This is a genomic window from Streptomyces sp. NBC_01635, from assembly GCF_045209715.1.
GTDB classification, from domain to species: domain Bacteria; phylum Actinomycetota; class Actinomycetes; order Streptomycetales; family Streptomycetaceae; genus Streptomyces; species Streptomyces hirsutus.
Window position 1 is genome coordinate 5,314,805 of the sequence record NZ_CP109277.1, and the last position, 26,326, is coordinate 5,341,130.

Here is a 26,326-nt window from a genome sequence, read left to right on the forward strand (position 1 = left end):
TCCGCGTCCGAGCCCGCACCAGAGAGCGCATCGGCGCCCGTCCCCCCTGCGGGCACCTCCGCGGACACCCCCGTGGAACCGCCTTCGCGGACCGAGTCGCGGACCCACCCCTCCTCGGAGTCGTCGACCCCGGCCCGTGAACCCGTGACGGATCTCTCCGACCTGCCGCCCCTCTGGTCCGGGCGCCGTGCCCTCGGGCTCCGGCCCGTCCTGCCGCTGCTCGCGGCGCTCGCCCTGTGGCTGTACGCGGTACGGCACACCGATGTGTCGCGGCTCGACGACTACGGCCTGGTCACCGCGCTCCACCCGAGTTTCTGGGCCGGCCTCGCCGTCCTCACCGCCGGCTTCTGGTTCACGGTCCGGGACCGTCGCCGGCCCGGCGGCTGGCCGGCGGCGTACGTGCTCGGCCTGCTGGTGATGGAGCGGGCCACGCAGGCCGTGCTCTACCCGACCCCGCTGTACGCCTGGGCGTGGAAGCACGACGGTGTCGTCGACCACCTGCTGACCGTCGGCGGGCTCCAGAGCGCCGACCAGATCGGTGACATGGCGGTCTACGACCAGTGGCCGGGCTTCTTCGCCGCACAGGCGGCGCTGGTGCGGCTGCTGGGCGTGGACTCGGCCGCGATGTACATGGCGTGGTGGCCGCTGGCGTCCAGCCTGCTGCTGCTGTTCCCGCTGCTGCTGATCTACCGCACCTTCACCGAGGACCGACGGCTGATCTGGACCGCGGTCTGGCTCTTCTTCGTCGCCAACTGGGTGGGCCAGGACTACTTCTCCCCGCAGTCCGTCGCCTTCGCGCTGCACCTCGGAGTGCTGGCCGTGGTACTGCGCCGGTACGGCCGTTCCGGCACGGGCGGGGGCAGTGGGCGGCGGGGGCAGGCGGTCTGGACGGTCGTGCTCACCGTGCTGGTGATGGCGATGGTCATCTCGCACCAGCTCACCCCGGCCATGCTGGTCGTGTCGCTGCTCGCGCTGGTCCTGCTCCGCCGCCACCGGGACTGGGTGCCGGTGGCCACCACGGTCGTCATCTTCCTGGCCTGGTGCGCGACGGCCGCACTGCCCTTCCTGTCCGCCGCGATGCCGGACATGATCCGCGCCGTGGGCGACATCGGCGGCAACGTCGAGAGGGGGTACGGCGCCACCCCGACCGGCGCCGGGGCGCTCGCGACCTCGTGGGCGGCCAGGCTGCTCTCGGGCTCCGTTCTGCTGCTGGCGGCGGCCGGGGTCTGGCGACAGCCCGTACTGCGGTACCGCGCGATGCCGCTGCTGGTGATCACGGCGGCCCCGCTGCCGATGTTCGTGGCGAGCAGCTACGGCAGCGAGATGATCTTCCGGGTCCTGATGTTCATGCTGCCCGGCGTCGCCTTCTTCGCCGCCGCCGCGCTGTTGCCCAAGGTGCGCACCCTCGCCGCCGCGGAGGCGGCGGCGGAGGCCGGAGCCCGCCGGAAGACCGAGCCGCCCGCGCGCCGCGGCATCGGCGCCCGGCTGCGCGCCGGCTTCGGCATCCGGGTCTGGGGACCGCTGCTCGTGCTGCTCGCCGGGACCGCGGTGTTCGTCCCGAGCTACTCGGGCAAGGACCGGATCAACTACTTCCCGCCGCAGGAGGTGGCCCTGGTGGGGCAGCTCTTCGACGAGGCCCCCGAGGGCTCGCTGGTCGTCGCCGCCAACCGCAACTACCCGCTCGCCTACGCCTCGTACGGAAGCATCGACCACTACTGGTTCCTCGAGGACGACCGGAGCCACGTCGACGAGATCGTCCGGGACCCGGCCGGCACCCTCGCCACCGACATGGCGGGAGTGGACCGCCCGAGCCGGGCCTACTTCCTCTTCACCCAGGGCCAACTGGCGAACTCCGAAATGAACGGGCAGCTCACCGGCGCCCAGTTGAACAGCGTCCTGGAGTCCGTCGCCGCGTCCCCGCGGTTCCGGCTGGTGGCGGAGAACGGCGCGGGGGCGGTCTACGAACTGAGGCAGCCCGAGGAAACAGAGGGAACGGAAGGGAAAGGGCCGGTAGAGGGGACAGCGGTGGTAAAGGGGACAGCGGCGGTAGAGGGGACAGCGGGAGAAGGGGGAGGGGAGCGATGACACCGCAGGATCTCGTGATCCGGATGCTCCCGCCGTTCGCCGGCTGGCTGGCGCTCGCCGCACTCGCCCTGCCCGGCGGTTCGCCGCTGCGCGGGGCGGCCGTCGTCGTCTTCCTGACAGCGGGGCCGGGCGCGGCCCTGGTCGGCCTCTGCGGTCCCGCGCTGCGTGCACGGTCCGCACGGGGTCCCGTCGAGCGGCGCGACCCCGGCTTCGTCCGCCACTCCGACCTGCTGGAACGGATGATGCTGGCCGTTTTCGTCAGCATCGCCGCGGTGATGATCGTCGCGACGGTGCTGATCGCCACGCACACCTTCAGCGCCCAGCGGGTGCTGCTCGCCCTGACCCTGCTGACCACGCTCGCCGCGTTCTGCCCGCGGCTGCGCGCCTCCCCGCCGTCGAGGACACGGAAGGGTTCCGCCCTGTGAGGTTCGCTCGCCCTCTTCGCCGAGTCACCGCCGCCCTGCGCGGTGTTCGACCAGGAACCGGACCGGCCACCGGCCGCTCGACCACCCGCCCGGCCACCGAACCCCCTGCCGGCCCCGAATCCCGCGCGGATACCGGCGGCACAGGCGTCGGCGGCACAGGAACCGGCCAGCACCGCAAGCCGAAGGCCGGGCGGTCGGCCGCGAGCCGCCGTCGGGCGCTGATCACCTCGGCCGCGGTCGTCTGCGCGGTCCTGGTCGCCGTACTCGCGCTGCGGAACACCTCGGAGACCTCCGGGACGGACGAGCAGTGCCGGCCCACGGAGCTGCTCGAACCCCCCTGCGGCGCCTGGTTCGGAGCCTTCGTGCCGCACGAACGGGCCAACCTGGAGGAGAAGGTGAGGGACTACGAGGAGAAGGTGGGCCGCAAGCTCGACATCGTCTACACGTACCACGACATGTCCCTGCCCGAAGGAGACCGCAGAGAAGGGCAGTTGCTGAGCCCGGAGGAGCAGCGGGTCGGGGAGGACCGCATGCTGCTGCTGTCCTGGGAGAGCAAGTGGTGGGGCGGCACGAAGGGGCAGCAGCCGAGGTGGGCGGCGATAGCCGCCGGTGACCTGGACACGACCGTGATCGACGTCCAGGCGCAGCGCATCAAGGACTACGGGCAGCGCACGGGGAAGAAGGTCTTCCTCTCCTTCGACCTCGAAATGGACACGCGCACCCCGGCCAACGGCACCCCGGCCCAGTACGTGCGGGCGTACCGGCACCTCCACGACCGGTTCCGGGAACTCGGCGTGGACAACGTGGTGTGGACCTGGATCATCACCGGCTACCTGAACCACGGAGACCTGTTCAAGGACATGTATCCGGGGGACGAGTACGTCGACTGGATCGGCTACAACCAGTACAACTACTACCGCTGCCACAAGACGGAGTGGCTGACCTTCGAGCAGACCCAGACGGCCACGCACGAGTGGATACGCGAGAACATCTCCGCCGACAAGCCGCTGATGCTCTCCGAGTTCGGCAGCGCGGTCGATTCCACCCGGCCGGAACGACAGGCCGAGTGGTACGCACAGGTGCCGTCCGTGCTGAAAGGGCTGGAGGGCGTCAAGGCCGCGCTCCAGTGGAACTACCGAGACCCCGGGCCGCACTGCGACCTGGCCGTGGCCGACGAGGCGGCGTGGGAGAGCCTGCGCGAGGTGGCGGCCGACCCGTATCTGAACCAGCCGGCGAAGTGACCGGGCGGGCGACCACGACCGCCCGCCCGTCCACTCGATCCGTCCGACCTGCCGGATCAGCCCGCGAACCGGCCCGCGATTCAGCCCGCGAACTCCGGGCCGCGATTCAGCCCGCGAACTCCGGGCCGCGGATCGCTGCACGGGTGTGCCGGTACCAGCGCCAGGCGATCGTCCTCGGGCCGTCGCGGTAGGGGGCGACACGGGCGCCGTCGCCCGCCAGCCAGGCCCTGACGTCGGCGACGGTGTGGCTGCGGCGGACGATGAGCCGGGCGATGCGGTAGCGCTCGTCCCGCTCCGAGCTCAGCGCGTGCCGCACCGCGGTCGCCGTCTCGTACCCGGCACGGGACGCCATGGCCCTCACCCGGGGGCTGTTGTAGCCGTGCGGGTAGGCGAGATGGGGGACCGGATGACCGAGGGCGTCCTCCAGCACGGCTTTGGAGTCGAACAGTTCGGTGCGCAGTCGTTTCCCGGTCAGCGTGTCCAGTTGGGCGTGGCTGACCGTATGGCTGCCGATCTCCATGCCGGAACGCTCCAGCTCCGTCACCCGGTCCAGGGTCATCATCGGCGCCGGCGGGAGCAGGCTGCGGCCGCCCGGCGTGATGGCGCCGGTGGTGAGGTACGCGGTGGCCGGCAGGGAGCGCCGGGCCAGGAGGTCGGCGGTGGGACCGGGCAGGTCGGCGAAGCCGTCGTCGAAGGTGAGGAGCACCGGCCGGGGCGGAAGGGGCGCCCGCCCGGTGAGATGGCCGGCGAGGGTGCTGATGGTGACGGGGGTGCGGCCGCTGTCCTCGAGGGCGTCGAGATGCGCCGCGAACTCCTTCGGCGTGACGGTGAACTCGGCGATCCAGCCGGGCGGGTCGTCCATCACGGCGTGGTAGAGGAACACCGGGATGGCCGGACGCCTCGCGCCCTCCCCGCCGCCCTCGTCACCTGAGCCGTCCCCGGCTCTTCGCAGCGACGGATCCTGCGAGGACGACGCCGTCATCGCGCACCCCCGGCCGTCCGCCCGCCGGAGGGCTTCTTCCCCGTCGTGCCGTCCGCCGCCCGCCGGGCCCGCAGATAGCCGACGGGGCCGTACAGCATCCCCCTGCGCTGCAGCCGTGAGAGGCGGCGCGGCCAGGGATGGGTGGTGCGGGTGTCGTGGTCGCCCGGAGCGGCTGAGCCGGCCCCGGAGCCCTCGGTGTCCCCGGTCTCCCGTACGGCGGTGAGGCCGCGGGCGTGGGACAGGCCGCGGGGCAGCCGGGCGAGGAACGCGGGCAGCAGCGCGGGCCGGTTGACCAGGACCGCCGTGAGGTAGGCGGTGAGGCCGGCGCCGTAGCCGAACGCCTGGGTCTCCAGGTCGGCCCAGGTCTCCCGGTGGTGGTGCCAGACCAGCGCCCGGGGCGTGTAGTGGAGCCGGTGCCCCTGGGCGAGGACCCGGACGAACCCGTACAGGTCGTCGCCGCCCCGGGCGGGCGTCCCGGCGCCGGTGGCCGGATCGAAACCGCCGACCGCGCGCAGCACCTCCGTGCGGAACGCCATGTTCGCCCCGGAGCCGAACCGGCCCGCGGTGAAGGGGAACAGCGGTTCGTCGCGGGGCGGGTTCCGCGGGTCGTACGTCGTCGGCGTGAACCCCTTCGCGAAGCCGCCGTGGCTCTCCAGCAGGACCTGGGCCGGGGTGCGCAGCCGGGCGGGCAGGATCAGGCCGGTGGCACAGCCGAGTTCCGGGTCGGCGGCGAAGGGCGCGGTCAGCTCGGTGAGCCAGCGGGCGTCGGCGACGACGTCGTCGTCGGTGAACGCGGTCACCTCGCCCCGGGCGTGGGCGAGCCCGGTGTTGTGCGCGGTCGCGAGCCCGGGGACCGGCTCGCACACGTACCGCACGCGCTCCCCGTACTTCCGGTGCACCAGGTCGTGTGTCCCGTCCGTCACGGGCGCGTTGTCGACGACGACGATCTCGAAGTGTGGATGGTCCTGCGCGAGGAGCGAGTCGAGGGCGCGGGCGAGCTGTCCGGCCCGCTCCCGGGTGGCCACGACGACCGAGGTGAAGGGCGGCGGCGCGGTGGTCCCCCCGGCCGCCTCCGCCGTGTCGGGACCTTGCCCCTGCGCCTGAACCTGCGCCTGCGCCTGAACCTGCGTCTGCGCCTGCCGTGCGAGCGACGCCAGGACCGTCGTCGGATCGCCCCCCTCCGGGACCCTTCCCAGCAGTGTTCCCACCGGCAGGCCGTCTCTCCTGACCAGCAGGAACACCTCGCCGTGCGTCACCGGTGGACTGCCCGGACCGGGTCTCAGGGCGGCTTCCTCACCGCTCAGGTCCAGTTCGGCGACCTGAACCGCGCCGACGTCCAGGAACCGCCGTATCTCCTCCTGCGTACGTGCTGTGCGGGACATGAGCCCTCCCCTCCTCACGAACGGTTGAACCATCGAACGGTTGTCACGAGCGGTCGTCGCCGTCCCCAGCGGTTCTCGCGGTCTCGCGGCCGGGAACCGCTCACGGCCGGCGCAGCCGGGCCGCCCCCTTCAAGGTCCGCGACGCCAGCGAGGCGAGACGCGGCCGGGCGACGACGAAACCGTGCGCGCGGCGGGCGGGCTCGCGGCGCAGCAGCTGAAGCGCGGCGCCCAGACCCGGACGCGTCGCCTCTCCCTCGTAGACGGCGCGTTCGCCCGTCTTCAACGAGTCCTTGTACTCGGCCGGGCCGCGGCCCATGTCGAGCAGGCCGATGCCCTCGCCGGCCGCCGCCTCGGCCATCCGCAGATGCAGTACGAGCCCCGGCGAGAACTTCGCGAACTCCGGGTCGTACGCCGGGAACCAGCAGGCCAGCACCGAGGCCGAGCGCAGACCGAAGTGGGCCGCTACGGGACGGTCCCCGGCGTACAGGACGGACAGCGTGCCCGTGCACTCCGGAGCCCGGGTCCCGGCCAGGCGGCCCACGAGCCGGGTGATCCACTCCTGCGCGAACCGGTCGCGGCGCCCGGTCCTGCGGTACTGCGCCGACTTCCACCCGATGAGCGCGCGGAGCGCGGCCGGTTCGCGTTCGTCGAACACGAACCGCACCGGTCCGGCCTGGCGGCCGAGCCGGCGCTCCTTGGCCAGGGTGGTCTTCAGGAACTTCGGCGACTGGCCGCGCAGTACGGACTCGTAGGTCTCGTAGCCCTTCTCCACGTCGATGACGAAGGTGGCGTGCTCCTCGGCCGCGTGCGGGACGAACAGGGCCTGGTCCGCCTCCAGGTTGTCGAAGGCGAAGCTCGACACCGAACAGGCACGGAGCAGTTCACCGGCCTCCAGCGCCAGACCCGGACGCAGCACGGCGCCCTGGCAGTCCGAGACGCCGAGCCCGATCGCCCGGCCCTGCCCCAACGCGCCCCGCTCGTAGGGCAGGAACCCGGCCGGTTCGGCGGACGCCCCCTCGTACAGCACCGCCACCCGGGCCCCGGGCCGCACTCTGGACACGGCGGCGGCGAACTCCGGTTCCATGAAAGGGCTGCGCGGTGCCTCCGTCGCGGCACGCAACTCACGCCACCGTTCCCGCTCCCCCTCGCCGAGCTCCTCGAGCCTCAGCACACGTGTGCGTCCACTGCTCACCTGACCCCCCGATCAAGTCCCCCCTGGACACTTGGAAGGTACCGCCCAAGACCACAAGGGCGGTAGGTAGCGGAGCATGTTGTTGCCAAGTGGTACAGAGGCCGCGGATGGTGCCCCGGGCGCGGCACCTCGGGCGAAGCAGGGGGAGCCGGTCCGGACGGAACCGGCGGGACGGGGTGAGACGGGCCGGGCGGGGCCGGGCGTGGTGAGTCGGGCGGGCGCGGTATCCGTATTCTCTGATCATGGCCGCACCCCCCGATTGCTCGCTCATCGCCACCGACCTGGACGGGACGCTGCTGCGCGGCGACGACACCCTCTCCGACCGCTCCCTCGCCGCGCTGGCGCTGGCGGCGCGGGCCGGTGCCCGGCACCTCGTGGTGACGGGGCGCCCGGCGCCCCGAGTGCGGCCGCTCCTGGACGACCTGGGCGCCACCGGGCTCGCGGTCTGCGGACAGGGCGCGCAGGTGTACGACGCCGGCGCGGACCGGCTGCTGTGGTCGGTCACCCTGGACCGGGAACTGGCGGAGACCGCGCTCGGCAAGATCGAGGCCGAGGTCGGGGAGCTGTACGCCGCGGTCGACCAGGACGGGGTGGACGGACTCACCCTGATCGAACCGGGCTATCTGATGCCGCACCCGACGCTGCCCGCCGTGCGGGTCGAACGACGGGACGATCTGTGGGTCCGGCCGATCAGCAAGGTGCTGCTGCGCCATCCCCACCTGACCGACGACGAGTTGGCGGCGACGGCCCGTTCGGCGGTCGGCTCGCTGGCCACGGTCACCATGTCGGGTCCGGGCACCGTGGAACTCCAGCCGTGCGGTGTGACCAAGGCGACCGGTCTCGCACTGGCCGCCGAGCACCTGGGGCTGGAACCCGGGCGGACCGTCGCCTTCGGCGACATGCCCAACGACATCCCGATGTTCGACTGGGCGGCCCACGGGGTCGCCATGGCCAACGCGCACCCCGAGCTCAAGGCGGTGGCCGACGAGGTCACCACGTCGAACGAGGACGACGGGGTGGCCGTCGTCCTCGAGCGGTTGTTCGGCGGAGCGGAACCGTACGTGCCCCCACACGTCCTGCCCCGCCCCAGGTCCGGGAGGGTGCCCCGGTAGGCCTCGGTGCCGCCGGTGTGGCCGGTGCCCCCGGCGTTCCGGTGTCCCGGCGTCCCGAGGGGCCCGAGGGGCCGGGCGTCTCAGTAGGCGCCGAAGACGTTGTCGATGGAGCCGTAGCGGTCCGCCGCGTAGTTGCAGGCCGCCGTGATGTTCGCGACCGGGTCGAACGGGTCGAAGGTCGTGCCGGGTACGTGGTACGCCCGGAAGGTCGGGTCGATGACCTGCAGCAGGCCCTTCGACGGGGTGCCGGCCTTGGCGTTGGAGTCCCACAGGTTGATGGCCTGCGGGTTGCCGGACGACTCGCGCAGGATGTTGCGGTGGATGGAGTCGTAGCTGCCGGGGATGCCGTGCTGCGCCATGACGGTCAGCGACTCGCGGATCCAGCCGTCGAGGTTGTCCGGGTACGCGGTCACGGTGCCGGCGGCGGACGTCGTGGCAGCGGCGGGCGCGGCGGAGGCGGCGGTGGCGCCGAACAGTGGGAGGGCGACCGCCGCGACACCGGCGACGGCGACGGAGCGGACGAGGCGGGAGCGGCCGAAGCGGCGGGGCAGACCGGATGCGGTCATGTCTGTGTTCCTCTCCTACGCCTGCGAGGTGAGCTGTCGGGTTCGGGCGGGAGAGTGCCCGGCCGTGCCCCTGCGGGCATGGCTTCACCCCGAGCCGTTCCGGGTGCGAACCGGTCCGGCGGCTTACCTGGGTCCCCCGCTCCTGCCGTGAGTGGGTTCATCGATGGGTGGCGCGGGCGGTGGCAGGATTCGGCGTCCGCCCGACAGGCCGGGAACGTATGCGAGTGCACTTGTCGGGAACAAGTGCGCCCGTCACAGAACGCGCTGCTTGATCTTGTATCGGGGTGTTTGCGGCACTTGGCCCTTTGCGGGCGCCAAGGGTCAACTCGCTTTCGGGGCAAGGGGAAACGTCGACGGGCGCGAGGGGTGAGCGCACCGAGGGGTACGTGACTCACTTCACTGGCCGCACCGCGCGTTCACATTTGCCACCAGGAGGGATGTACTTGGTAATTGCGGCAAATCGGGCGCCTGGGCGGGCAGGATGGTCTGCGTGCCGGATCGCGCGCCGGATCACGTGCCGGATCGTGGTTCGGGTGTGCCCCGGGAGTGGATTCCGGGGGTGGGTCGTCATGCCCGAAAGGCGTTGAATATCCTTTGTTGTCAACTGATCAGAAAAGATCGGATTGTGATCCGATATTGGAGGGTGCCGTGAGACGCCGTGCACGCGTGCGCAGGTGAGTCCGGGGAATGTGGGTGCTGGCGGTGATCGAAACATGACCGGATACGCTGACTCGAGTGATGTCAGCGACCTATCGACAAACTGTGCAAGACGTCTAAGCGCCAGTGGACACCAGCAGACAGGAGACCCCTCGTGACCGTCGTCGGGCCGTTCGGGCTGAGCGTGCGGGACCAGGCTCTGGAGACCGATGTCCTGGCCGGAATGACGGCTGTCGAGGAAGGGCTGCTCGAGGCCACGAAGAGTGAGGTCCCCTTCATCACCGAGGCCGCCCAGCACCTGGTGCGGGCCGGCGGCAAGCGGTTCCGGCCGCTGCTCGTGATGCTCGCCGCCCAGTTCGGCGACCCCTACGCTCCCGGTGTCGTGCCGTCCGCCGTGGTCGTGGAGCTGACCCACCTGGCCACGCTGTACCACGACGACGTGATGGACGACGCCGCCGTACGGCGCGGGGTGCCCAGCGCCAACACCCGCTGGGGCAACTCCGTCGCGGTCCTCACCGGCGATTTCCTGTTCGCGCGCGCGTCGCACATCCTGGCCGACCTCGGACCGGAGGCCGTACGGGTGCAGGCCGAGGCGTTCGAGCGGTTGGTCACCGGTCAGATCCTGGAGACCGCGGGGCCGCAGGACGGCCGGGACCCGGTCGATCACTACCTGGACGTCCTCGGTGGCAAGACCGGCTCGCTGGTCGCCGTCTCCTGCCGGTTCGGCGCCATGATGTCCGGTGCGGACCGCACGGTCGTGGACGTGCTGACCCAGTACGGCGAGCGCCTCGGGGTGGCCTTCCAGCTCGCCGACGACGTCCTGGACATCGCCTCCGACTCCCACGAGTCCGGCAAGACCCCGGGCACCGACCTGCGCGAGGGCATCCCGACGCTGCCCGTGCTGCGGCTGCGCGAGCGGGCGGCCCGGCTGGGGCTGGCCGAGGACATCGCCCTGTGCGAGCTGCTCGGCTCCGACCTCAGCGACGACGCCCGGCACGCCGAGGCGCTGCGGCTGCTGCGCGCCCACCCCGCGCTGGAGCAGGCCCGCCGGGACACCGTGCGCTATGCGGAAGAGGCGCGCTCGGCGCTGGCTCCGTTGCCGGCCTGCGAGTCGAAGACGGCCCTGGTCGAGCTGTGCGACGCGGTGGTGCACCGGGCCGGCTGACCCCGCCCGCCCGTTCCTGCCCGCTGCTTCGGTGTTTCCCGCAGAGGCCCGCAGGGGCCGCACCGGTCGTCCGCCGGCCCTTACGGTATTTCCTCCACCCCCTACTGGTCGGGGAGCGGAACAGCGCCCCGTGTCATACCGCAGCAGTACACGGAGTTGCGTCCGGGGGCTGACGCATCTGCCCGCAGGGTTTGGTCAGATGGAACACGACGGACATCACCACTCCTCACCGATTCAGGTGAGAATGGCGGCTCAGGGTGTGACTGGTGCGAGCGACACGAGACGCAGGCCGCCGCCGACCACGGAGGTAGGGCACACATGGCACCGTACGAATCCGACGACACGACGACCGCTCGTGAGACCGGCGAGCCGGGCGCACGCCGGAACAGGGCCGCGCGGTACATCGTCCCGGTCACGGTGATGGGAGTGGCGGCCGCGACCATCGGGCTCGTTCCCGCGCTCGCCGACTCCGGCGACCCGGACCTGCCGAAGATCACCGCCGCGCAGCTGATCGAGAAGATCGCCCAGTCGGATGTCGAGCAGCTCTCCGGCACCGTGAAGATCACCACTGACCTCGGGCTGCCGGACCTCGGCGGCCTGGAGAGCAGCCTGGCCTCCGGCGCCATGGGCCAGGGTGAGGACGGCGGTTCCTCCGCCGACCCGACGGCCAAGCTCACCGAGCTGGCCTCCGGCACGCACACCCTGCGCATCGCGGCCGACGGCCCCGACCGGCAGAAGGTGTCGCTGCTCGGGAACGCCTCCGAGTACAGCCTGATCCACAACGGCAAGGACGTCTGGGGCTACGACAGCGAGTCCAACGAGGTCTTCCACAGCACCACCGAGGAGTCCGCCGGGGACAAGGACCGGGAGCACCAGCCCCCGGCCACACCCAAGGACTTCGCCGAAGAGGCGCTGAAGTCGGTCGACGACACCACGTCCGTCACCGTCGACGGCACCGCGCAGGTGGCCGGCCGGGACGCGTACAAGCTGGTCGTCAAGCCCAGGCAGTCCGGCTCCACGGTCGGCGCCATCAGCATCGCGGTGGACCACAGGACCGGTACGCCGCTGAAGTTCACACTGACCCCGGCGAGCGGCGGTGCCGCCGTCGTGGACGTCGGCTTCACCAAGGTCAGCTTCGACCGGCCGGCCGCGTCGACCTTCGACTTCACCCCGCCCAAGGGCGCCAAGGTGACCGAGGAGGGCGAGCTGGACGGCGGTGAGAAGGGCCGCGGTGAGAAGGACGGGGAGCACGGGAAGCCGGAGCGCGCCCCGAAGTCCGAGGAGGACCTGGCCAAGGGCCTCGACGGGCTGAAGGTGCTCGGCGAGGGCTGGAACTCCGTCGCCACCTTCGACACCGGCGGCGAGGGCGGTCTGCCGACCGGCTCCGGAGGCGGCGACCTCGACGGCTTCCTCGGCTCGCTCGGCGACCGGGTGAAGGGCGAGTTCGGCACGGGCACCGTGTTCAGCACCCGCCTGGTCAACGCCCTGTTCACCGAGGACGGCAAGGTCTACGTGGGCGCCGTCACCCAGGACGCGCTGGTGAAGGCGGCCAACGAAGGGAAGTAACCCGGGGAACGGCACCGGGGGAACAGCACCGGGGGAACAGCACGACAGGGAACGAGGGAGCCGATGGGCGAGGCGTCCGCCACGCAGAGCACGGGTGACGGCGTCATCGTCACCCGTGCGCTCACCAAGCGCTACCGCGGCGGACAGCTCGCCGTCGACGGTCTCGATCTGACTGTCCCGGCGGGCAGCGTCTTCGGTTTCCTCGGTCCCAACGGCTCCGGCAAGACCACCACCATCCGCATGCTGATGGGCCTGATCGAGCCCACCTCGGGCACGGCGCACGTCCTGGGCCGGCCCATGCCGCGCTCCGTGCGCGCCGTGCTTCCGCAGGTGGGGGCCCTCATCGAAGGTCCCGCCCTGTACGGCTTCCTCTCCGGCCGCGACAACCTCCTGCGCTACGACGCCGCCGACCCGACCGCCGATCCGCGCACCCGGCACGCCCGCGTCGCCGCCGCCCTGGAACGGGTGGGCCTCACGGCCGCCGCGGGCAAGAAGGCGAAGGCGTACTCCCTCGGCATGAAGCAGCGTCTCGGGCTGGGGGCGGCCCTGCTCCAGCCCCGCCGACTGCTCGTCCTGGACGAGCCGACCAACGGACTCGACCCGCAGGGCATGCGGGAGATCCGCGCCCTGGTAAGGGAGTTGGCGGCGGACGGCACGACCGTCTTCCTCTCCTCGCACCTGCTCGACGAGATCGAGCAGGTGTGCACGCATGCCGCCGTGATGGCGCGCGGTCGGCTGCTCACCCAGGGACCCGTCGCCGACCTGGCCGCGGGCAGCCGCGGCCGACTGGTGGTGACCACACCGGACCCGGCGGACGCGGCGCGGGTGCTGAAGGAGCAGGGCATCGGCGACGTCGTGGTCACCGACGACCGGGTGACCGGCGAGGTGCCCGAGCGCGACCTCGCCGAGGTGAACGCCGCGCTGGTGACGGGCGGCGTCCGGGTGCGCGGCTTCGGGGTCGAACGGGCCTCGCTGGAGGACGCGTTCGTGGCGCTGACGGGGGAGGGCTTCGATGTCGCGGGCTGAGACCGTCCGGGAGCCGGAGGGGACAGCGGGGCCGGAACCGCGGGAAGCGCCGGGCGAACGGGACAGGCCGGAGACGCGGACCGTGCGCGTCCTCGGGGCCTTCGGCCTGTTCCGCAGCGAACTGCTGACCACCTTCCGGCGCTGGCGCACCCTCGCCCTGCTCGGGGTCCTGGCCGCCGTTCCGGTCCTGGTCGGGATCGCCGTGAAGATCGAGACCGGTGACGGGTCCGCGTCCGGCGGCGGGGGAGGGGGCGGTGCGGGGCCGGCCTTCATCTCGCAGATCACCAACAACGGCCTGTTCCTGGTCTTCACCGCGCTGGCGGCCACGCTGCCGTTCTTCCTGCCCATGGCGATCGGCGTGGTCGCGGGCGACTCCCTCGCCGGCGAGGCGAACGCCGGCACCCTCCGCTACCTCCTCGTCGCCCCCGCCGGCCGCACCCGGCTGCTGCTCACCAAATACGCCGCCGTCCTCGCCTTCTGCCTGGCCGCCACTCTCGTGGTGGCCCTCTCCGCCCTGGCCGTGGGGGCCCTCCTGTTCCCGTTCGGCGACCTCACGACCATCTCCGGCACCCGGATCGGCTTCGCGGAGGGACTGGGCAGAGCCCTGCTGATCGCCCTGGTCGTCGCCGCCTCACTGATCGGAGTGGCGGCGCTCGGCCTGTTCGTCTCCACGCTGACCAGCAGCGGCATCGCGGCGATGGCGACGACGGTGGGGCTGCTGATCACCGTCCAGATCCTCGACCAGATCCCGCAGCTCGACGCCCTCCACCCGTACTTCTTCTCCCACTACTGGCTGTCGTTCGCCGATCTCCTGCGCGACCCGGTGTACTGGGACGACCTGGTGAAGAACCTCGGCCTCCAGTCCCTGTACGCGCTGGTGTTCGGCTCGGCGGCCTGGGCGAGGTTCACGACGAAGGACATCACCGCGTAGACCCGGCTTCGTAGGGGAAGCGGGCGAGCGGGGTGGGGGCGTCCGGTGCGAAGAACGTCTTCGCGCGGGCGAGGGCCTCGGTGTCCTTCAGGACGTCACCGGGCCTGCTGCCGTTGCCGAGCAGTACCCTGCCATGGGGGTACCACCCACGCCCTTAAGGCAGTGGGGGAGCATGCCCAGGTATGCGGCGGAGTGGTGGAGCGTGCCGACCAGCGGATCGGCGACCACCGGCTCGTCGTCCGCGAACGCCGTGACACCCCAGAGCGTGCGCCCCGCCATCGTCGCCTTGAAGTCCAGACCGGGGGTGCGCAGCCAGCCCGACCAGTGGTCCAGATAGCGCTTGGTCTGCGCGGACACCGAGTACCAGTAGAGCGGCGAGACGATCACCAGGTCCGTCGCCGCGACGGTGGCGTCGAGCAGCAGGGCGACATTTCCCTCCGCGGGGCGGACGGGGTCGCTGTCGTGGCGGAGGTCCTCGAACTCGGGCAGAGGATGCTCGGTGAGGTCGATCCAGTGCTGTTCCGTGCCCGCGGGCAGTTGTTCGGCGGCCCGGCGGGCCAGCGACGCGGAGTTGCCGTCGCGTCGGGCGCTCCCCAGAACGAAGAGGAAACGGCGTGTCATGGTCATCCCCCAGATAATCGGCGTACGCCGATTACAGGCGCATGAATCATATGCGCATGCAAGTAAATGTCCAGGGGGTTCAGGCGACGGCCCCGGCCCCGAGGGACGCCTTTCAGCCACTCGGCCCTTTCAGCCGCTCAGCCTCTCCGCTGCCCCCGCCACGGCGAGCAGCAGTGCCTCCCGCCCGTGCGGTGCCACCAGGTGGAGCCCGGCCGGGCAGCCATCGGTGCCGAACCCGGCGGGCAGACTCAGCGCGGGGTGCCCGCTCAGGTTGAACGCCCAGGTGAGCGCGGTGGAGTAGACGTCACCCGGCCCTTCGTGGCCGTGCGGCGCGGTGGGCGCCGTAGGCGTCAGCAACAACTCGGCGCCGGCGAAGAGGCGGGCCAGGCGCCGGTTGTTCTCCGCCCGGACGAGGTGGGCGTCGGCGAGGGCGGCGGGGTCGCTGCCGGGGTCGCGCAGGGCCGACCATGCCGAGGCCGGGTCCAGGAGCAGCGGCGGCGCCGGCGGCCGTACGAGCCGTACGACCCCGGCGTCGACGAGCCGGTCGACCGCTGCCCGGGCCAGCGCGACGGGCTCCGGGTCGGGACCGGCGAAGCCGAGGTCGGGGGACCAGACAGCAGTGCGCGGGAGGGACGGCCGCGCGTCGGCGGCGGTGGTCGGCGGTGACACCGCCCGCCACCAGGCCGCCGCGTCGGCCGCCGTACGGGCGAGGACTCCGGGTGCCGCGAGACCCGTACGGTCGCGCGACGGGAGCAGACCGTTGGTGGCCTTGAGACCGACGACCCCGCACCACGCCGCCGGGATGCGCACCGACCCCGCCCCGTCGCTGCCCGTCGCCAGCGGCACCAGACCGGCCGCCACCGCGACCGCGGCCCCGGCCGAGGAACCGCCCGGCGTACGGTCGGCCCGCCACGGATTGACGGTGCGTCCGTGTGCCCCGAGACCCCAGGTCTGCCAGGGGGTGCCGGGCGCGGGCACCGCGGTGGCACCCACCGCGACACCACCGGCCGCGAGCAGCGGTCCCGCCGCCCGTAGCCCGTGCCGCCCCTTCACGGCGACCGGCACCCCGGCCAGCGGCAGCCACGCGCGGGCCCCGGGACCTTCGCCCCCGATCGGACCGGACGGACGCACCGGACGCGGCGGACCCGCCTCGACCAGGGCGTCCACCTCACCCGCCCGCCGCAGTGCCTCCTCGGCCCACACCTCGGTGAACGCGCACAGCACCGGATCGGCCCGCCCGATCCGCTCCAGCGCCTCCGCGACCACATCGACGGCCCGCACCGTCCCCGCGTGTACCGCGGAGGCGATCTCCGCCACTGAGGCGGACGTCCGAGCCCCGGCTCCCTCACTGCTCAGCGCATCGATCCCATCGGTCCCCACCCAGCTCCACCGGTCTCCTCATCAGGCTCATCAGGCTCATCAGGCTCACCAGACTTTCCAGGGCGGACGGTTGGGGGCCCCGACGAAGCCTGCCCAGGTCGCGCTGCCGATACGCTGGAGCCGAGATGCGAATGAGGGGTGGGTGCGCGGGGGATGGGGTCCCGCATCCGAGCTTCTCAGCGCGTCGACCCCGTCAGCCGGGCCAGTAGCTCGGCCTCGCGCGGCAGGCGGCCGCTCAGGTTGCCCAGACGCCACTCGGGCACCCACGGCACGCGGTAGACGTCGATCACCGACTCGATGCGCCGGATCCGCTGGGAGAGGGGACGGGGGAGGCGGCCCGGAGCGTCCGCCACCAGGACCACGGCATCGAGATCGAGACCGTACGGGGCCTCCCCGCGCCGGAACATCTCCACGGCCGGGACGACGGTCTCCAGCCCGGACGCGTGGGTCCGGGCGACGAGCAGCACCGACTGCGGATCGCCCGGTCCGGGCCAGGCGCGGCCGCTGTCGTGACCGCCGTGCACCGCGGCGAGCGTGGAGACCCCGGCACCGCCGTGGGTGCCGACCCAGGAGAAGCGCCGGGCCGGCGCATGGACGTGGGCGGGCTCCGGCGGGCCCGGTTCCGGCACTCCCGCCGGCCCTCGGATCCAGATCTCCGGTCCCTGTCGCATGCCTGTACGCATGCCCACTCTCCTGCCTCACCATCCCGCCCACCATCCCGGTTCTCATGACGGCGGACAGCGGACACGGGAAGAAGGGCACGAGGAGAAGGGCACGAGGAGAAGGGCACGAGGAGGGGCCGAATGGGGGACGGCCGTTGGGACGAGCCTGTGACAACGCGGTGACGTGAGAAGCCGGGCTCAGCGGACAGACTGGTCGGTAGGTTCACGACCCGAATGAGGGGACGATGGCGCGAATCAGCCGCGAGAAGAAGCAGGAACAGCAGCAGGCCGCACATGCGGCGGATCTTGCGGCAGTGCCGATCGACGTCCATATACCCGTCGCCGTGGGGGGCGGCGCGGGCACGCGGAGGGCATCGGTCGGTGGGGTACTGGTGGTCGCCGGACCCGGTGAGGAAGTTCAGCAGGCCGTGCTGAACCGGCTCCACCGCATCGCCGTCGCCTCGGGACACGCCGTCCTGGCCACCATCCACGACGAACGCATCGGCTACGTCGTCCCGCTCCAGGTCGACCCGGACGGCGCCAGTCGCTTCACGGGGGAGCCGGCGCCGATGACGCCGGAGCCGGATTCGGAGCCCGAGTCGGCACGGACGCCGGGCCGGAACGTAGCCCAGAAGCGACCGGTGGCCGCGCCGCACGACGACGCCCCGCCCTTCTCTGCAGTCCCGGGCCCGGCTGCCGTCCCGTCACCGCGCCCCGGGCACGACCGGCCCACCCACGTCCTGCGCCCCGTACCGGACCCGACCTCGAACCCGATCCCGACCTCGATCCCGGGCCCGACCCCGATCCCGGCAGCAACCCCGATCCCGGGCTCGATCCCGGCATCAACCCCTGCCCCGGATTCGGCACCCGACCTCGTACGGGACTCCGCCCCTGACTGCCGGCCGCGTCCGATGCCCGGGGCCGCGGGAGCGATACCCCTGGGGACGGTCGCGCCGCCGACGGGTGAGTTCGGCCCGCCCCCTTCCATGGACGCGCGGCCGCACCCCGCCCCCGAGGCCGACGGCCGCTCCTGGATCCCGCCGGCGCCCCCGAGGCCCCCGGCGTCTCCCCTCTCTCCGGCCGACCGGATACCGAGCCCCCTGCCCGCGACGGCCGCCCCGGCACCGAAAGCGGTTCGTCCCCGGACGCCCGCGCCGCGCCCGGAGGCCGTGCACGGCACCGGCACCGACCTCGATTCCAAGCCGACCCCGCCCCGCGGCTTCGACGCCGTGGCGGAGGCGGTGCTCGCCGACGAGCCGTCGGCCGTCCCGGGTGAGACCCACCTGGCGGAGCCCATGGGCCGGATCAACGACGCCGTCCGGGCGGGCCGGATCGACACGGCGGCGCGACTGGCCGGGGAGACGGTGACCGAGGCCTCGCAGACTCTGGGGCCCGAGCACCCCGAGGTCCTCCGGCTGCGTGAGCTGACCGCGTACATCGCCTACCTGGGCGACGAGCCGCTGCACGCCTTCCGGCTCTCCCTCGAACTCGCCGGGATCCACCGCCGGGCGGGCGACGCGGAGGCCGCCTACGGCAACGTCCGCAGCGCGGCCACCGCCTGGCGCGCGGTGCGCGACCCGCTGCGCGGGCTGGAGCTGGGACGCGACCTGATCGAGCTGTGGACCGCGCTTGCCGCCGAGGACGGTCCGGCCGCCGACGAGATCGAGGAACTGGAGTCCGCCCGCGCCCGCATGGGCCGCCTGACCGACCGCGCCCGCGCCCAGCACGGGTGAGTGCGTCAGTGCACGCAGTACTCGTTGCCTTCCGGGTCCGTCATCACGTTCCATGAACCGGACGGTTCCCGCACGTGCCGGAGCACCCTCGCGCCGAGCCGCTCCAGCCGCCGCACCTCCTCCTCGCGGCGCCCCTCACCGGGGTGCAGGTCGAGGTGGAGCCGGCTCTTGACCGTCTTCGCCTCCGGCACCCGCTGGAAGAGCAGCCGCCGTCCCAGACCCGTGCCGCTCTCCTCCTCGTACGGGTCGTCGGGATGCCGCACCGCGATCAGGTCCCGGAAGGCGCGACGGCCGTGGTGCTCGACGGTGAGGTCGGCCGTCACGGCGCCCAGACCGAGCAGTTTCTCGATGAGCGGGCTGTTGTCCTCGACCGTGTACCCGAGGGCGGCAGCCCAGAAGTCGGCCTGTGCATGGGGATCGGCCGCGTCGATGACGAGCTTCCAGTGGAGGGGAGCGACGGCAGTCACAGGACTGTCGGCGGTCTCGGGCGGGCCGGGCGTGGGTGATGTCGGTGGTGGCTGCGTCATGGAGCCATTCAACGTGCTGGGAAGCGTTAAGGCCTGACCTTCGGCGCATCCACCGAGTCCCCTGCGTCCACCGCGTCCAACGGGTTCGCCAGGACCACCGGGTTCGCCACGACCGAGGGGTCCACCGGGCCGACCGCCGCGCCGGCCGCCGCTGCCGCCGCCACCTTCGCCCGCTCCCTGGCGAGCGCGCGGGCGGTACGGCGGGCGGTGCGCAGTGCGTCCCAGGTCAGCAGCATGAGCGCCAGCCACACCAGCGCGAATCCGGCCCAGCGCTCGGGCGGCATGGCCTCCTTGAAGTAGAGGATGCCGAGCAGGAACTGGAACACCGGGGCCAGATACTGGAGCAGTCCCATCGTGGACAGCGGCACACGGATCGCGGCGGCACCGAAGCAGACCATGGGGAGCGCGGTGACGATCCCGGTGGCGGCGAGCAGCGCCGCGTGTCCCGCGCCCTCGGCGCCGAACGTGGAATCGCCCCGGCTGCTCAGCCACAGCAGATAGCCGAGTGCGGGCAGGAACTGGATGGCCGTCTCGGCGGCCAGCGACTCGACGCCGCCGAGGTTGACCTTCTTCTTCACCAGCCCGTAGACGGCGAAGGAGAAGGCGAGGCAGAGCGAGATCCACGGCGGGCGGCCGTAGCCGATGGTGAGGACGAGCACTGCGGCGAAGCCGACCCCGACCGCCGTCCACTGCACGGGGCGCAGCCGTTCCTTGAGCAGCAGCACGCCGATGGCGATGGTGACCAGCGGGTTGATGAAGTAGCCGAGGGAGGCCTCGACGACGTGCCCGGCGTTCACCGACCAGATGTAGACGCCCCAGTTCACGGTGATGACCGCCGCGGCGACCGTGACCAGAGCCAGTCGGCGGGGTTGCCGCAGCAGTTCCCCGAGCCAGGCCCAGCGGCGTATGAAGAGCAGGGCGGCGCCCACGAAGAGCAGCGACCAGACCATCCGGTGGGCCAGGATCTCCACGGCCCCTGCGGGCTTGAGCAGGGGCCAGAAGAGGGGGACGAGTCCCCACATGCCGTACGCCGCGAAGCCGTTCAGCAGTCCCTTGCGTCGTTCGCCGGCCGACTTCTCGGTCACGGGCCCTCCCTCTCACCTGATGCACCGGACGTACTAGACGCGTCCGACGCACCCGGCGCGTGCCCTGCTGCGAACGACGCCCGGCGCCCGCCCGGACGACGGTAACGCCGGACGCCCCCGCATGTCATGCCCGTATCGCAACACGGTCATGACATGCGGGGGCGTCCGGGCCGCAGTTCTGCGGGGAGGTCAGCCCTTCAAGGCGGCGGTGACGGCGTCCGCGAGCGGGGTGGTCGGGCGGCCGGCCAGACGGGCCAGGTCGCCACTGGTGACGACCAGCTCACCCTTCTCGATGGAGACGTCCACGCCGGCGAAGACGGCGGCCACGGGCTCGGGCAGTCCGGCACCGGTCAGGATGCCGGTGAGCTCCTCGACCGTGGCCTGCCGGTAGGCGATCTCCTTGCCGGTCTGCCGGCTCAGCTCGGCCGCGTACTCGGCGAGGCTCCACGCCTCGTCGCCGCCCAGCTCGTACGTCTTGTTCTCGTGACCCTCGCCGGTGAGTACGGCGACGGCGGCCGCGGCGTAGTCGGCGCGCGCGGCGGAGGAGATACGGCCCTCACCGGCGGCGGCGACGACCGCGTTGTGCTCCAGCACCGGGGCGAGGTTCTCGGTGTAGACCTCGTGGTACCAGCAGTTGCGCAGCAGGACGTACGGCACGCCGGAGTCCAGCAGAGCCTTCTCGGTGCCGCGGTGGTCGTCGGCGAGCGCGGCGGTCAGCGCCTTGGGGGCGCTGGTGTAGGCGAGCAGGGCGACGCCGGCGGCCTTCGCGGCGTCGATGACGGCCGTGTGCTGCCCCACCCGGTCCGCGCCGACCTCGCTGCCCGAGATCAGCAGTACCTTGTCGCCCGCCGCGAACACGCCGTCGAGGGTCTCGGGAGCGTTGTAGTCGGCGACCGCGAGCCGGACACCGCGCTCCGCCAGATCGGCGGCCTTCTCCGGGCTGCGTACGACGGCGGTCACCTGCTCGGCCGGAACCTTCTCCAGCAACTGCTCCACGACGTGGCGGCCGAGGTTTCCGGTGGCTCCGGTGACGACGATGCTCATGCTCAGAACTCCTTGTGGGGGTGCGATGGCACCAACGCTACGACTTACGCTAACTTTTTGTAAGTACCCACTTTGAAGTAAGGTACTGGCATGACGGTAAGTGAGGGTGTGTTCGCGTCCCGGGCGCCCGTTCCCGGTCCTCTGCTGAGCGAGCGGGAGGCGATGTGCCCGCACCGCTTGGTCCTGGAGCATGTGACGAGCCGCTGGGGCGTGCTCGTGCTGATCCGGCTCCTGGAGCGACCCCACCGCTTCAGCGAGCTGCGCCGGGCGATCGGCAGGGTCAGCGAGAAGATGCTCACCCAGACCCTCCAGACGCTGGAGCGCGACGGCCTCGTCCACCGTGATGCCAAACCGGTGATCCCGCCGCGCGTCGACTACTCCCTCACCGACCTGGGGCGCGAGGCCGCCGAACAGGTACGCGCGCTGGCCTTGTGGACCGAGCGGCGCATGGACGGCGTACTGGCCGCCCGCCAGGCGTACGACGAAGCCCGGCGGACGCACGCCGAAGCCCTGCGGGCAGGCCACGAGGCCCGGACGCTCTGAAGCGTCCGGGCCTCGTGCGGGGCGTTCCGCGTGCGGTCGTCCCCGGAGCGGTTGCACCTCGGGCGGCCGTGCACCGGTGGCTGCTCAGCCGACGACCGTCCAGGTGTCGGTGCCCGCCAGCAGCGCGCCGAGTTCGCCCTTGCCGTGCTGCTCGACGGCGGTGTCCAACTGCTCCGCCATCAGCGTGTCGTAGACCGGACGGTCCACGGAGCGGAAGACACCGATCGGGGTGTGGTGCAGGGTGTCCGGATCGGCGAGCCGGGACAGCGCGAACGCGGTGGTCGGGGACGCCGAGTGCGCGTCGTGGACCACGATCTCCGCCTCGTTCTCCGGAGTCACCGCGACCACCTCCAGGTCCCCGGTGGTCCGGTTCCGGACGACGCCCTTCGCACGGTCCGTTCCGAAGCGGATCGGGCTGCCGTGCTCCAGCCGGATCACCGCGTCCTCGGCCTGCTGCCGGTCCTTGAGGACCTCGAAGGCGCCGTCGTTGAAGATGTTGCAGTTCTGGTAGATCTCGATCAGGGCGGTGCCCGGATGGGCGGCGGCCTGCCGCAGCACCTCGGTCAGATGCTTGCGGTCCGAGTCGACCGTACGGGCCACGAAGGACGCCTCCGCGCCGATCGCCAGCGACACCGGGTTGAAGGGCGCGTCCAGCGAACCCGCCGGCGTCGACTTGGTGATCTTGCCGATCTCGGAGGTCGGCGAGTACTGGCCCTTGGTCAGGCCGTAGATCCGGTTGTTGAACAGCAGGATCTTCAGATTGACGTTACGGCGCAGCGCGTGGATCAGATGGTTGCCGCCGATGGACAACGCGTCCCCGTCACCGGTGACGACCCATACGCTCAGGTCCCGCCGGGACGCCGCCAGGCCCGTCGCGATCGCGGGGGCGCGGCCGTGGATGGAATGCATCCCGTAGGTGTTCATGTAGTACGGGAAGCGGGACGAACAGCCGATGCCGGAGACGAAGACGATGTTCTCCTTCGCCAGCCCGAGCTGGGGCATGAAGCCCTGCACGGCGGCCAGGACGGCGTAGTCGCCGCAGCCGGGGCACCAGCGCACCTCCTGGTCGGACTTGAAGTCCTTCATCGACTGCTTGGCCTCGGCCTTGGGCACCAGGGCGAGCGCGTCGCCGAACGGGGAGTCCCCGTGGGAGGAGGGCCCGCGGGGGGAGTCGCCGAGGGAGGACGGGCCGTCTGCCAGTGTCTCAGTCATCGATGGCCTCCTTCAGCACCTCGGCAAGCTGCTCCGCCTTGAACGGCATGCCGTTGACCTGGTTGTAGGAGTGGGCGTCGACCAGGTACTTCGCCCGGATCAGAGTGGCGAGCTGGCCGAGGTTCATCTCCGGTACGACCACCTTCTCGTAACGCTTCAGGACCTCCCCCAGATTCCGCGGGAAGGGGTTGATATGGCGCAGATGGGCCTGCGCGATTGCGCCCCCTGCGCCCCTGATGCGCCGTACGGCCGCGGTGATGGGCCCGTAGGTGGACCCCCAGCCGAGCACGAGCACCCTGGCGTCGCCGTCCGCGTCGTCGACCTCCACATCGGGGACGTCGACGCCGTCGACCTTCGCCTGCCGGGTGCGCACCATGAAGTCGTGGTTGGCCGGGTCGTACGAGATGTTGCCCGTGCCGTCCTGCTTCTCGATGCCGCCGATCCGGTGCTCCAGACCCGGGGTGCCCGGGATCGCCCACGGCCGGGCCAGCGTCCGCGGGTCCCGCTGGTACGGCCAGAACACCTCGGTGCCGTCGTCCATCGTGTGGTTGGGCCCCTGTGCGAACCGCACCCTCAGGTCGGGCAGCTCCTCCGGATCCGGGATGCGCCACGGCTCGCTGCCGTTGGCCAGATAGCCGTCGGAGAGCAGGAACACCGGCGTCCGGTACGTCAGCGCGATCCGGGCCGCCTCGAGCGCCGCGTCGAAGCAGTCGGCCGACGTGCGCGGCGCGACCACCGGGACCGGCGCCTCGCCGTTGCGCCCGTACATCGCCTGGAGCAGGTCCGCCTGCTCGGTCTTGGTGGGCAGGCCCGTGGACGGGCCGCCGCGCTGGATGTCCACGATCAGCAGCGGCAGCTCCAGCGACACCGCGAGACCGATCGTCTCGGACTTCAGCGCCACCCCCGGACCCGATGTCGTCGTCACGGCCAGCGAACCGCCGAAGGCCGCCCCCAGCGCGGCGCCGATGCCGGCGATCTCGTCCTCGGCCTGGAAGGTCCGCACACCGAAGTTCTTGTGCCGGCTCAGCTCGTGCAGGATGTCCGACGCCGGTGTGATCGGGTACGACCCCAGGAACAGCGGCAGGTCCGCCTGCCGGGACGCCGCGATCAGCCCGTACGCCAGGGCCAGGTTGCCGGAGATGTTGCGGTACAAGCCCGGCGGGAACGCCGTGGCGGCCGGAGCCACCTCGTAGGAGACGGCGAAGTCCTCCGTCGTCTCACCGAAGTTCCAGCCCGCGCGGTACGCGGCGATGTTGGCCGCCGCGATGTCCGGCTTCTTGGCGAACTTCGAGGTCAGGAACTTCTCCGTGCCCTCGGTCGGCCGGTGGTACATCCAGCTCAGCAGGCCGAGCGCGAACATGTTCTTGCTGCGCTCGGCCTCCTTGCGGGTGAGGTCGAACTCCTTCAGCGCTTCGATCGTCAGCGTCGTCAGCGGCACCGGATGGAGGCTGTAGCCGTTGAGCGAGCCGTCCTCCAAGGGGTTGCCCGCGTAGCCGACCTTCTGCAGCGCCCGCTTGGTGAACTCGTCCGTGTTGACGATGATCTCCGCACCGCGAGGCAGATCCCCGATGTTCGCCTTCAGGGCGGCCGGGTTCATCGCCACCAGCACGTTCGGCGCGTCACCCGGGGTGAGGATGTCGTGGTCGGCGAAGTGGAGCTGGAAGGACGAGACACCCGGCAGGGTGCCGGCCGGGGCACGGATCTCGGCGGGGAAGTTCGGCAGGGTCGACAGGTCGTTGCCGAAGGAGGCCGTCTCCGAGGTGAAGCGGTCACCGGTGAGCTGCATACCGTCACCCGAGTCTCCCGCGAACCTGATGATCACTCGGTCCAGACGGCGGACGTCCTTCCCACCCGCCGCTTTGCGCTGCTCTCCTAGGACTGTTCCGTCGGCCTGCTCCGCTGGGCTGCTGACCTGGTTGGTCACTGAACTGGACCTCCTCGAGGGCGGCTGTCCGGGACCGGCCCTCCCTCGGGCCGTCCCTGGATCAACCCTACGTCCGTAAGGGTCGCCTTCCTCGAGTCATTCGCATCTTGGACACGACTTCGCGACGTCCCGCGCGACGCCGGCACGACATCCGGAGCACCGACGTGTCCCGCCTCCTGCCCGGATTCCCCCTGGTCGCCGACCCACCGGCTCCTGCCCTCCAGGACGCCTCCCGCCCGCCGACGGTTCGGCCGGGGCGTGCTGACGTCACCCGAAGGTGGGTCAGGGGTTCCGGCGCAGGTGCGCAGGTGCGCAGGTGCGCAGGTGCGCAGGTGCGCAGGTGCGCAGGGGGAGCAGGAACGCAGGGGCAGGAGGCGGGAGGGCAGGGGCGACGGGTATGCAGGCAGGGTTTCAGGAGTTGAGGTAGGTGAGGACCGCGAGCACCCGACGGTGATCGCCGTTGCTCGGGGAGAGCCCCAGCTTCAGGAAGATGTTGCTGACGTGTTTCTCCACGGCTCCGTCGCTCACCACCAACTGCCGGGCGATCGCCGAGTTCGTCCGCCCCTCGGCCATCAGTCCCAGAACCTCCCGCTCACGCGGGGTGAGTCCCGCGAGAACGTCCTGCTTGCGGCTGCGGCCGAGCAACTGCGCCACCACCTCGGGGTCCAGTGCCGTACCGCCCTCGGCCACGCGCACCACCGCGTCCACGAACTCCCGCACCTCGGCCACCCGGTCCTTGAGCAGGTAGCCGATGCCCCGGCTGGAACCGGCGAGCAGTTCCGTGGCATAGCGCTCCTCCACGTACTGCGACAGCACCAGCACCCCGACACCCGGATGCGTCTTGCGCAGCTGGACGGCGGCCCGCACCCCCTCGTCGGTGTGCGTCGGCGGCATCCGGACGTCGGCCACCACGACGTCCGGCAGCTCCCCTTGATCGTTCAGCTCGGTGATCGTCTTGATCAGCGCGTCGCCGTCGCCGACCCCCGCCACGACATCGAGCCCCCGGTCGGTCAGCAGCCGGGTCAGGCCCTCCCGCAGCAGCACTGAATCCTCGGCGATGACCACGCGCACCTTGTCCTCCATGATTCCTCGGCCCCCACGCCCCTCCTCCGTGCCCGCCCGTGCGGCGGGCCCGGATGACGGGACCAGCATCCCAGCATCCGGTGGGGGATGCGGAGGGGCACAGGAGAGAAGTCTTCGCGGGCAGGGGCCCGCACCGGTCGCAGGGCCATGTCCTGGCACAGGGCAGGGGCGTTTCCCGGCAC

General features: G+C 71.7%; 22 protein-coding genes, 1 pseudogene and 1 riboswitch. Of the genes and pseudogenes, 10 read left to right on the forward strand and 13 right to left on the reverse strand.

Features of this window, described 5'->3' with window-relative positions; all coding sequences use genetic code 11:
* The first annotated feature begins 144 nt into the window (after positions 1-144).
* Genes OHB56_RS24835 through OHB56_RS24845 form a run of 3 tightly spaced genes read left to right on the forward strand, consistent with a single transcriptional unit; the run spans position 145 to position 3,751 of the window.
* Positions 145-2,085, forward strand: coding sequence for a glycosyltransferase (locus OHB56_RS24835; RefSeq protein ID WP_326754207.1), 1,941 nt, complete (start codon positions 145-147; stop codon positions 2,083-2,085).
* Positions 2,082-2,510 carry a hypothetical protein gene (locus OHB56_RS24840; RefSeq protein ID WP_326754208.1) on the forward strand — a complete coding sequence of 143 codons (429 nt, stop codon included), beginning with the start codon at positions 2,082-2,084 and terminating at the stop codon, positions 2,508-2,510. Before OHB56_RS24835 ends, OHB56_RS24840 begins: the two co-directional genes overlap by 4 nt.
* A complete protein-coding gene (locus tag OHB56_RS24845; RefSeq protein ID WP_326754209.1) occupies positions 2,507-3,751 on the forward strand; it encodes a glycosyl hydrolase in 1,245 nt (414 codons plus the stop codon). Before OHB56_RS24840 ends, OHB56_RS24845 begins: the two co-directional genes overlap by 4 nt.
* A gap of 106 nt (positions 3,752-3,857) precedes the next feature.
* On the opposite strand, the gene OHB56_RS24850 is transcribed toward OHB56_RS24845, so the two are convergent.
* The 3 genes from OHB56_RS24850 to OHB56_RS24860 all read right to left on the reverse strand — a co-directional run bounded on the left by OHB56_RS24850 (position 3,858) and on the right by OHB56_RS24860 (position 7,286).
* A complete protein-coding gene (locus OHB56_RS24850; RefSeq protein ID WP_326757126.1) occupies positions 3,858-4,613 on the reverse strand; it encodes a polysaccharide deacetylase family protein in 756 nt (251 codons plus the stop codon).
* Between the two features lie 116 nt (positions 4,614-4,729).
* On the reverse strand, positions 4,730-6,115 hold the full coding sequence (locus OHB56_RS24855) for a glycosyltransferase (protein ID WP_406355707.1): 1,386 nt from the start codon (positions 6,113-6,115) through the stop codon (positions 4,730-4,732).
* Positions 6,116-6,215: 100 nt separating this feature from the next.
* Positions 6,216-7,286 (reverse strand): GNAT family N-acetyltransferase, encoded by a 1,071-nt coding sequence (locus tag OHB56_RS24860; RefSeq protein ID WP_406355708.1) that lies wholly within the window; start codon positions 7,284-7,286, stop codon positions 6,216-6,218.
* Between the two features lie 263 nt (positions 7,287-7,549).
* Here OHB56_RS24860 and OHB56_RS24865 point away from each other — a divergent pair, with 263 nt between their 5' ends.
* Positions 7,550-8,419 carry an HAD family hydrolase gene (locus OHB56_RS24865; protein WP_326754212.1) on the forward strand — a complete coding sequence of 290 codons (870 nt, stop codon included), beginning with the start codon at positions 7,550-7,552 and terminating at the stop codon, positions 8,417-8,419.
* Between the two features lie 80 nt (positions 8,420-8,499).
* On the opposite strand, the gene OHB56_RS24870 is transcribed toward OHB56_RS24865, so the two are convergent.
* On the reverse strand, positions 8,500-8,985 hold the full coding sequence (locus OHB56_RS24870) for a transglycosylase SLT domain-containing protein (RefSeq protein WP_326754213.1): 486 nt from the start codon (positions 8,983-8,985) through the stop codon (positions 8,500-8,502).
* A 5-nt stretch (positions 8,986-8,990) separates the two neighbouring features.
* Positions 8,991-9,153: riboswitch (cyclic di-AMP (ydaO/yuaA leader) on the reverse strand.
* A gap of 643 nt (positions 9,154-9,796) precedes the next feature.
* Here OHB56_RS24870 and OHB56_RS24875 point away from each other — a divergent pair.
* From OHB56_RS24875 to OHB56_RS24890, 4 genes are all read left to right on the forward strand, one after another.
* A complete protein-coding gene (locus tag OHB56_RS24875; protein WP_326754214.1) occupies positions 9,797-10,807 on the forward strand; it encodes a polyprenyl synthetase family protein in 1,011 nt (336 codons plus the stop codon).
* 318 nt (positions 10,808-11,125) lie between these two features.
* Positions 11,126-12,373 (forward strand): DUF2092 domain-containing protein, encoded by a 1,248-nt coding sequence (locus OHB56_RS24880; RefSeq protein WP_326754215.1) that lies wholly within the window; start codon positions 11,126-11,128, stop codon positions 12,371-12,373.
* 63 nt (positions 12,374-12,436) lie between these two features.
* Positions 12,437-13,399, forward strand: coding sequence for an ABC transporter ATP-binding protein (locus OHB56_RS24885; RefSeq protein WP_326754216.1), 963 nt, complete (start codon positions 12,437-12,439; stop codon positions 13,397-13,399).
* A complete protein-coding gene (locus OHB56_RS24890; RefSeq protein WP_406355711.1) occupies positions 13,386-14,330 on the forward strand; it encodes an ABC transporter permease in 945 nt (314 codons plus the stop codon). Before OHB56_RS24885 ends, OHB56_RS24890 begins: the two co-directional genes overlap by 14 nt.
* On the opposite strand, the pseudogene OHB56_RS24895 reads toward OHB56_RS24890, so the two are convergent.
* The 3 genes and pseudogenes from OHB56_RS24895 to OHB56_RS24905 form a co-directional block, all read right to left on the reverse strand.
* Positions 14,320-14,951: pseudogene (locus tag OHB56_RS24895) on the reverse strand (flavodoxin family protein). The gene OHB56_RS24890 and the pseudogene OHB56_RS24895 sit on opposite strands and share 11 nt — an antisense overlap.
* A gap of 129 nt (positions 14,952-15,080) precedes the next feature.
* On the reverse strand, positions 15,081-16,268 hold the full coding sequence (locus OHB56_RS24900) for an amidase (protein WP_326757127.1): 1,188 nt from the start codon (positions 16,266-16,268) through the stop codon (positions 15,081-15,083).
* Between the two features lie 239 nt (positions 16,269-16,507).
* The gene (locus OHB56_RS24905) at positions 16,508-17,014 is read right to left on the reverse strand and encodes a DUF6668 family protein (RefSeq protein ID WP_326754218.1); all 507 of its coding nucleotides are present in this window, start codon (positions 17,012-17,014) and stop codon (positions 16,508-16,510) included.
* Positions 17,015-17,238: 224 nt separating this feature from the next.
* Here OHB56_RS24905 and OHB56_RS24910 point away from each other — a divergent pair, with 224 nt between their 5' ends.
* On the forward strand, positions 17,239-18,726 hold the full coding sequence (locus tag OHB56_RS24910) for a tetratricopeptide repeat protein (protein ID WP_406355713.1): 1,488 nt from the start codon (positions 17,239-17,241) through the stop codon (positions 18,724-18,726).
* 5 nt (positions 18,727-18,731) lie between these two features.
* Here OHB56_RS24910 and OHB56_RS24915 read toward each other — a convergent pair whose 3' ends face one another.
* The 3 genes from OHB56_RS24915 to OHB56_RS24925 form a co-directional block, all read right to left on the reverse strand.
* Positions 18,732-19,253: a VOC family protein gene (locus OHB56_RS24915; RefSeq protein ID WP_406355715.1), complete on the reverse strand. Its 522-nt coding sequence runs from the start codon at positions 19,251-19,253 to the stop codon at positions 18,732-18,734.
* 26 nt (positions 19,254-19,279) lie between these two features.
* Positions 19,280-20,338: an EamA family transporter RarD gene (gene rarD / locus OHB56_RS24920; protein WP_406355717.1), complete on the reverse strand. Its 1,059-nt coding sequence runs from the start codon at positions 20,336-20,338 to the stop codon at positions 19,280-19,282.
* Positions 20,339-20,527: 189 nt separating this feature from the next.
* Positions 20,528-21,382, reverse strand: coding sequence for an SDR family oxidoreductase (locus OHB56_RS24925; protein ID WP_326754222.1), 855 nt, complete (start codon positions 21,380-21,382; stop codon positions 20,528-20,530).
* Positions 21,383-21,544: 162 nt separating this feature from the next.
* Here OHB56_RS24925 and OHB56_RS24930 point away from each other — a divergent pair, with 162 nt between their 5' ends.
* A complete protein-coding gene (locus tag OHB56_RS24930) occupies positions 21,545-21,925 on the forward strand; it encodes a helix-turn-helix domain-containing protein (RefSeq protein WP_326757128.1) in 381 nt (126 codons plus the stop codon).
* An 84-nt stretch (positions 21,926-22,009) separates the two neighbouring features.
* Here the strand turns inward: OHB56_RS24930 and OHB56_RS24935 are convergent, their stop codons facing one another.
* The 3 genes from OHB56_RS24935 to OHB56_RS24945 form a co-directional block, all read right to left on the reverse strand.
* A complete protein-coding gene (locus OHB56_RS24935) occupies positions 22,010-23,011 on the reverse strand; it encodes a 2-oxoacid:ferredoxin oxidoreductase subunit beta (RefSeq protein WP_055597640.1) in 1,002 nt (333 codons plus the stop codon).
* A gap of 118 nt (positions 23,012-23,129) precedes the next feature.
* Complete coding sequence (locus tag OHB56_RS24940; protein ID WP_326754224.1) at positions 23,130-25,061, reverse strand: 2-oxoacid:acceptor oxidoreductase subunit alpha; 1,932 nt, start codon at positions 25,059-25,061, stop codon at positions 23,130-23,132.
* Between the two features lie 411 nt (positions 25,062-25,472).
* A complete protein-coding gene (locus tag OHB56_RS24945) occupies positions 25,473-26,144 on the reverse strand; it encodes a response regulator transcription factor (RefSeq protein WP_055597634.1) in 672 nt (223 codons plus the stop codon).
* Positions 26,145-26,326: the final 182 nt, after the last annotated feature.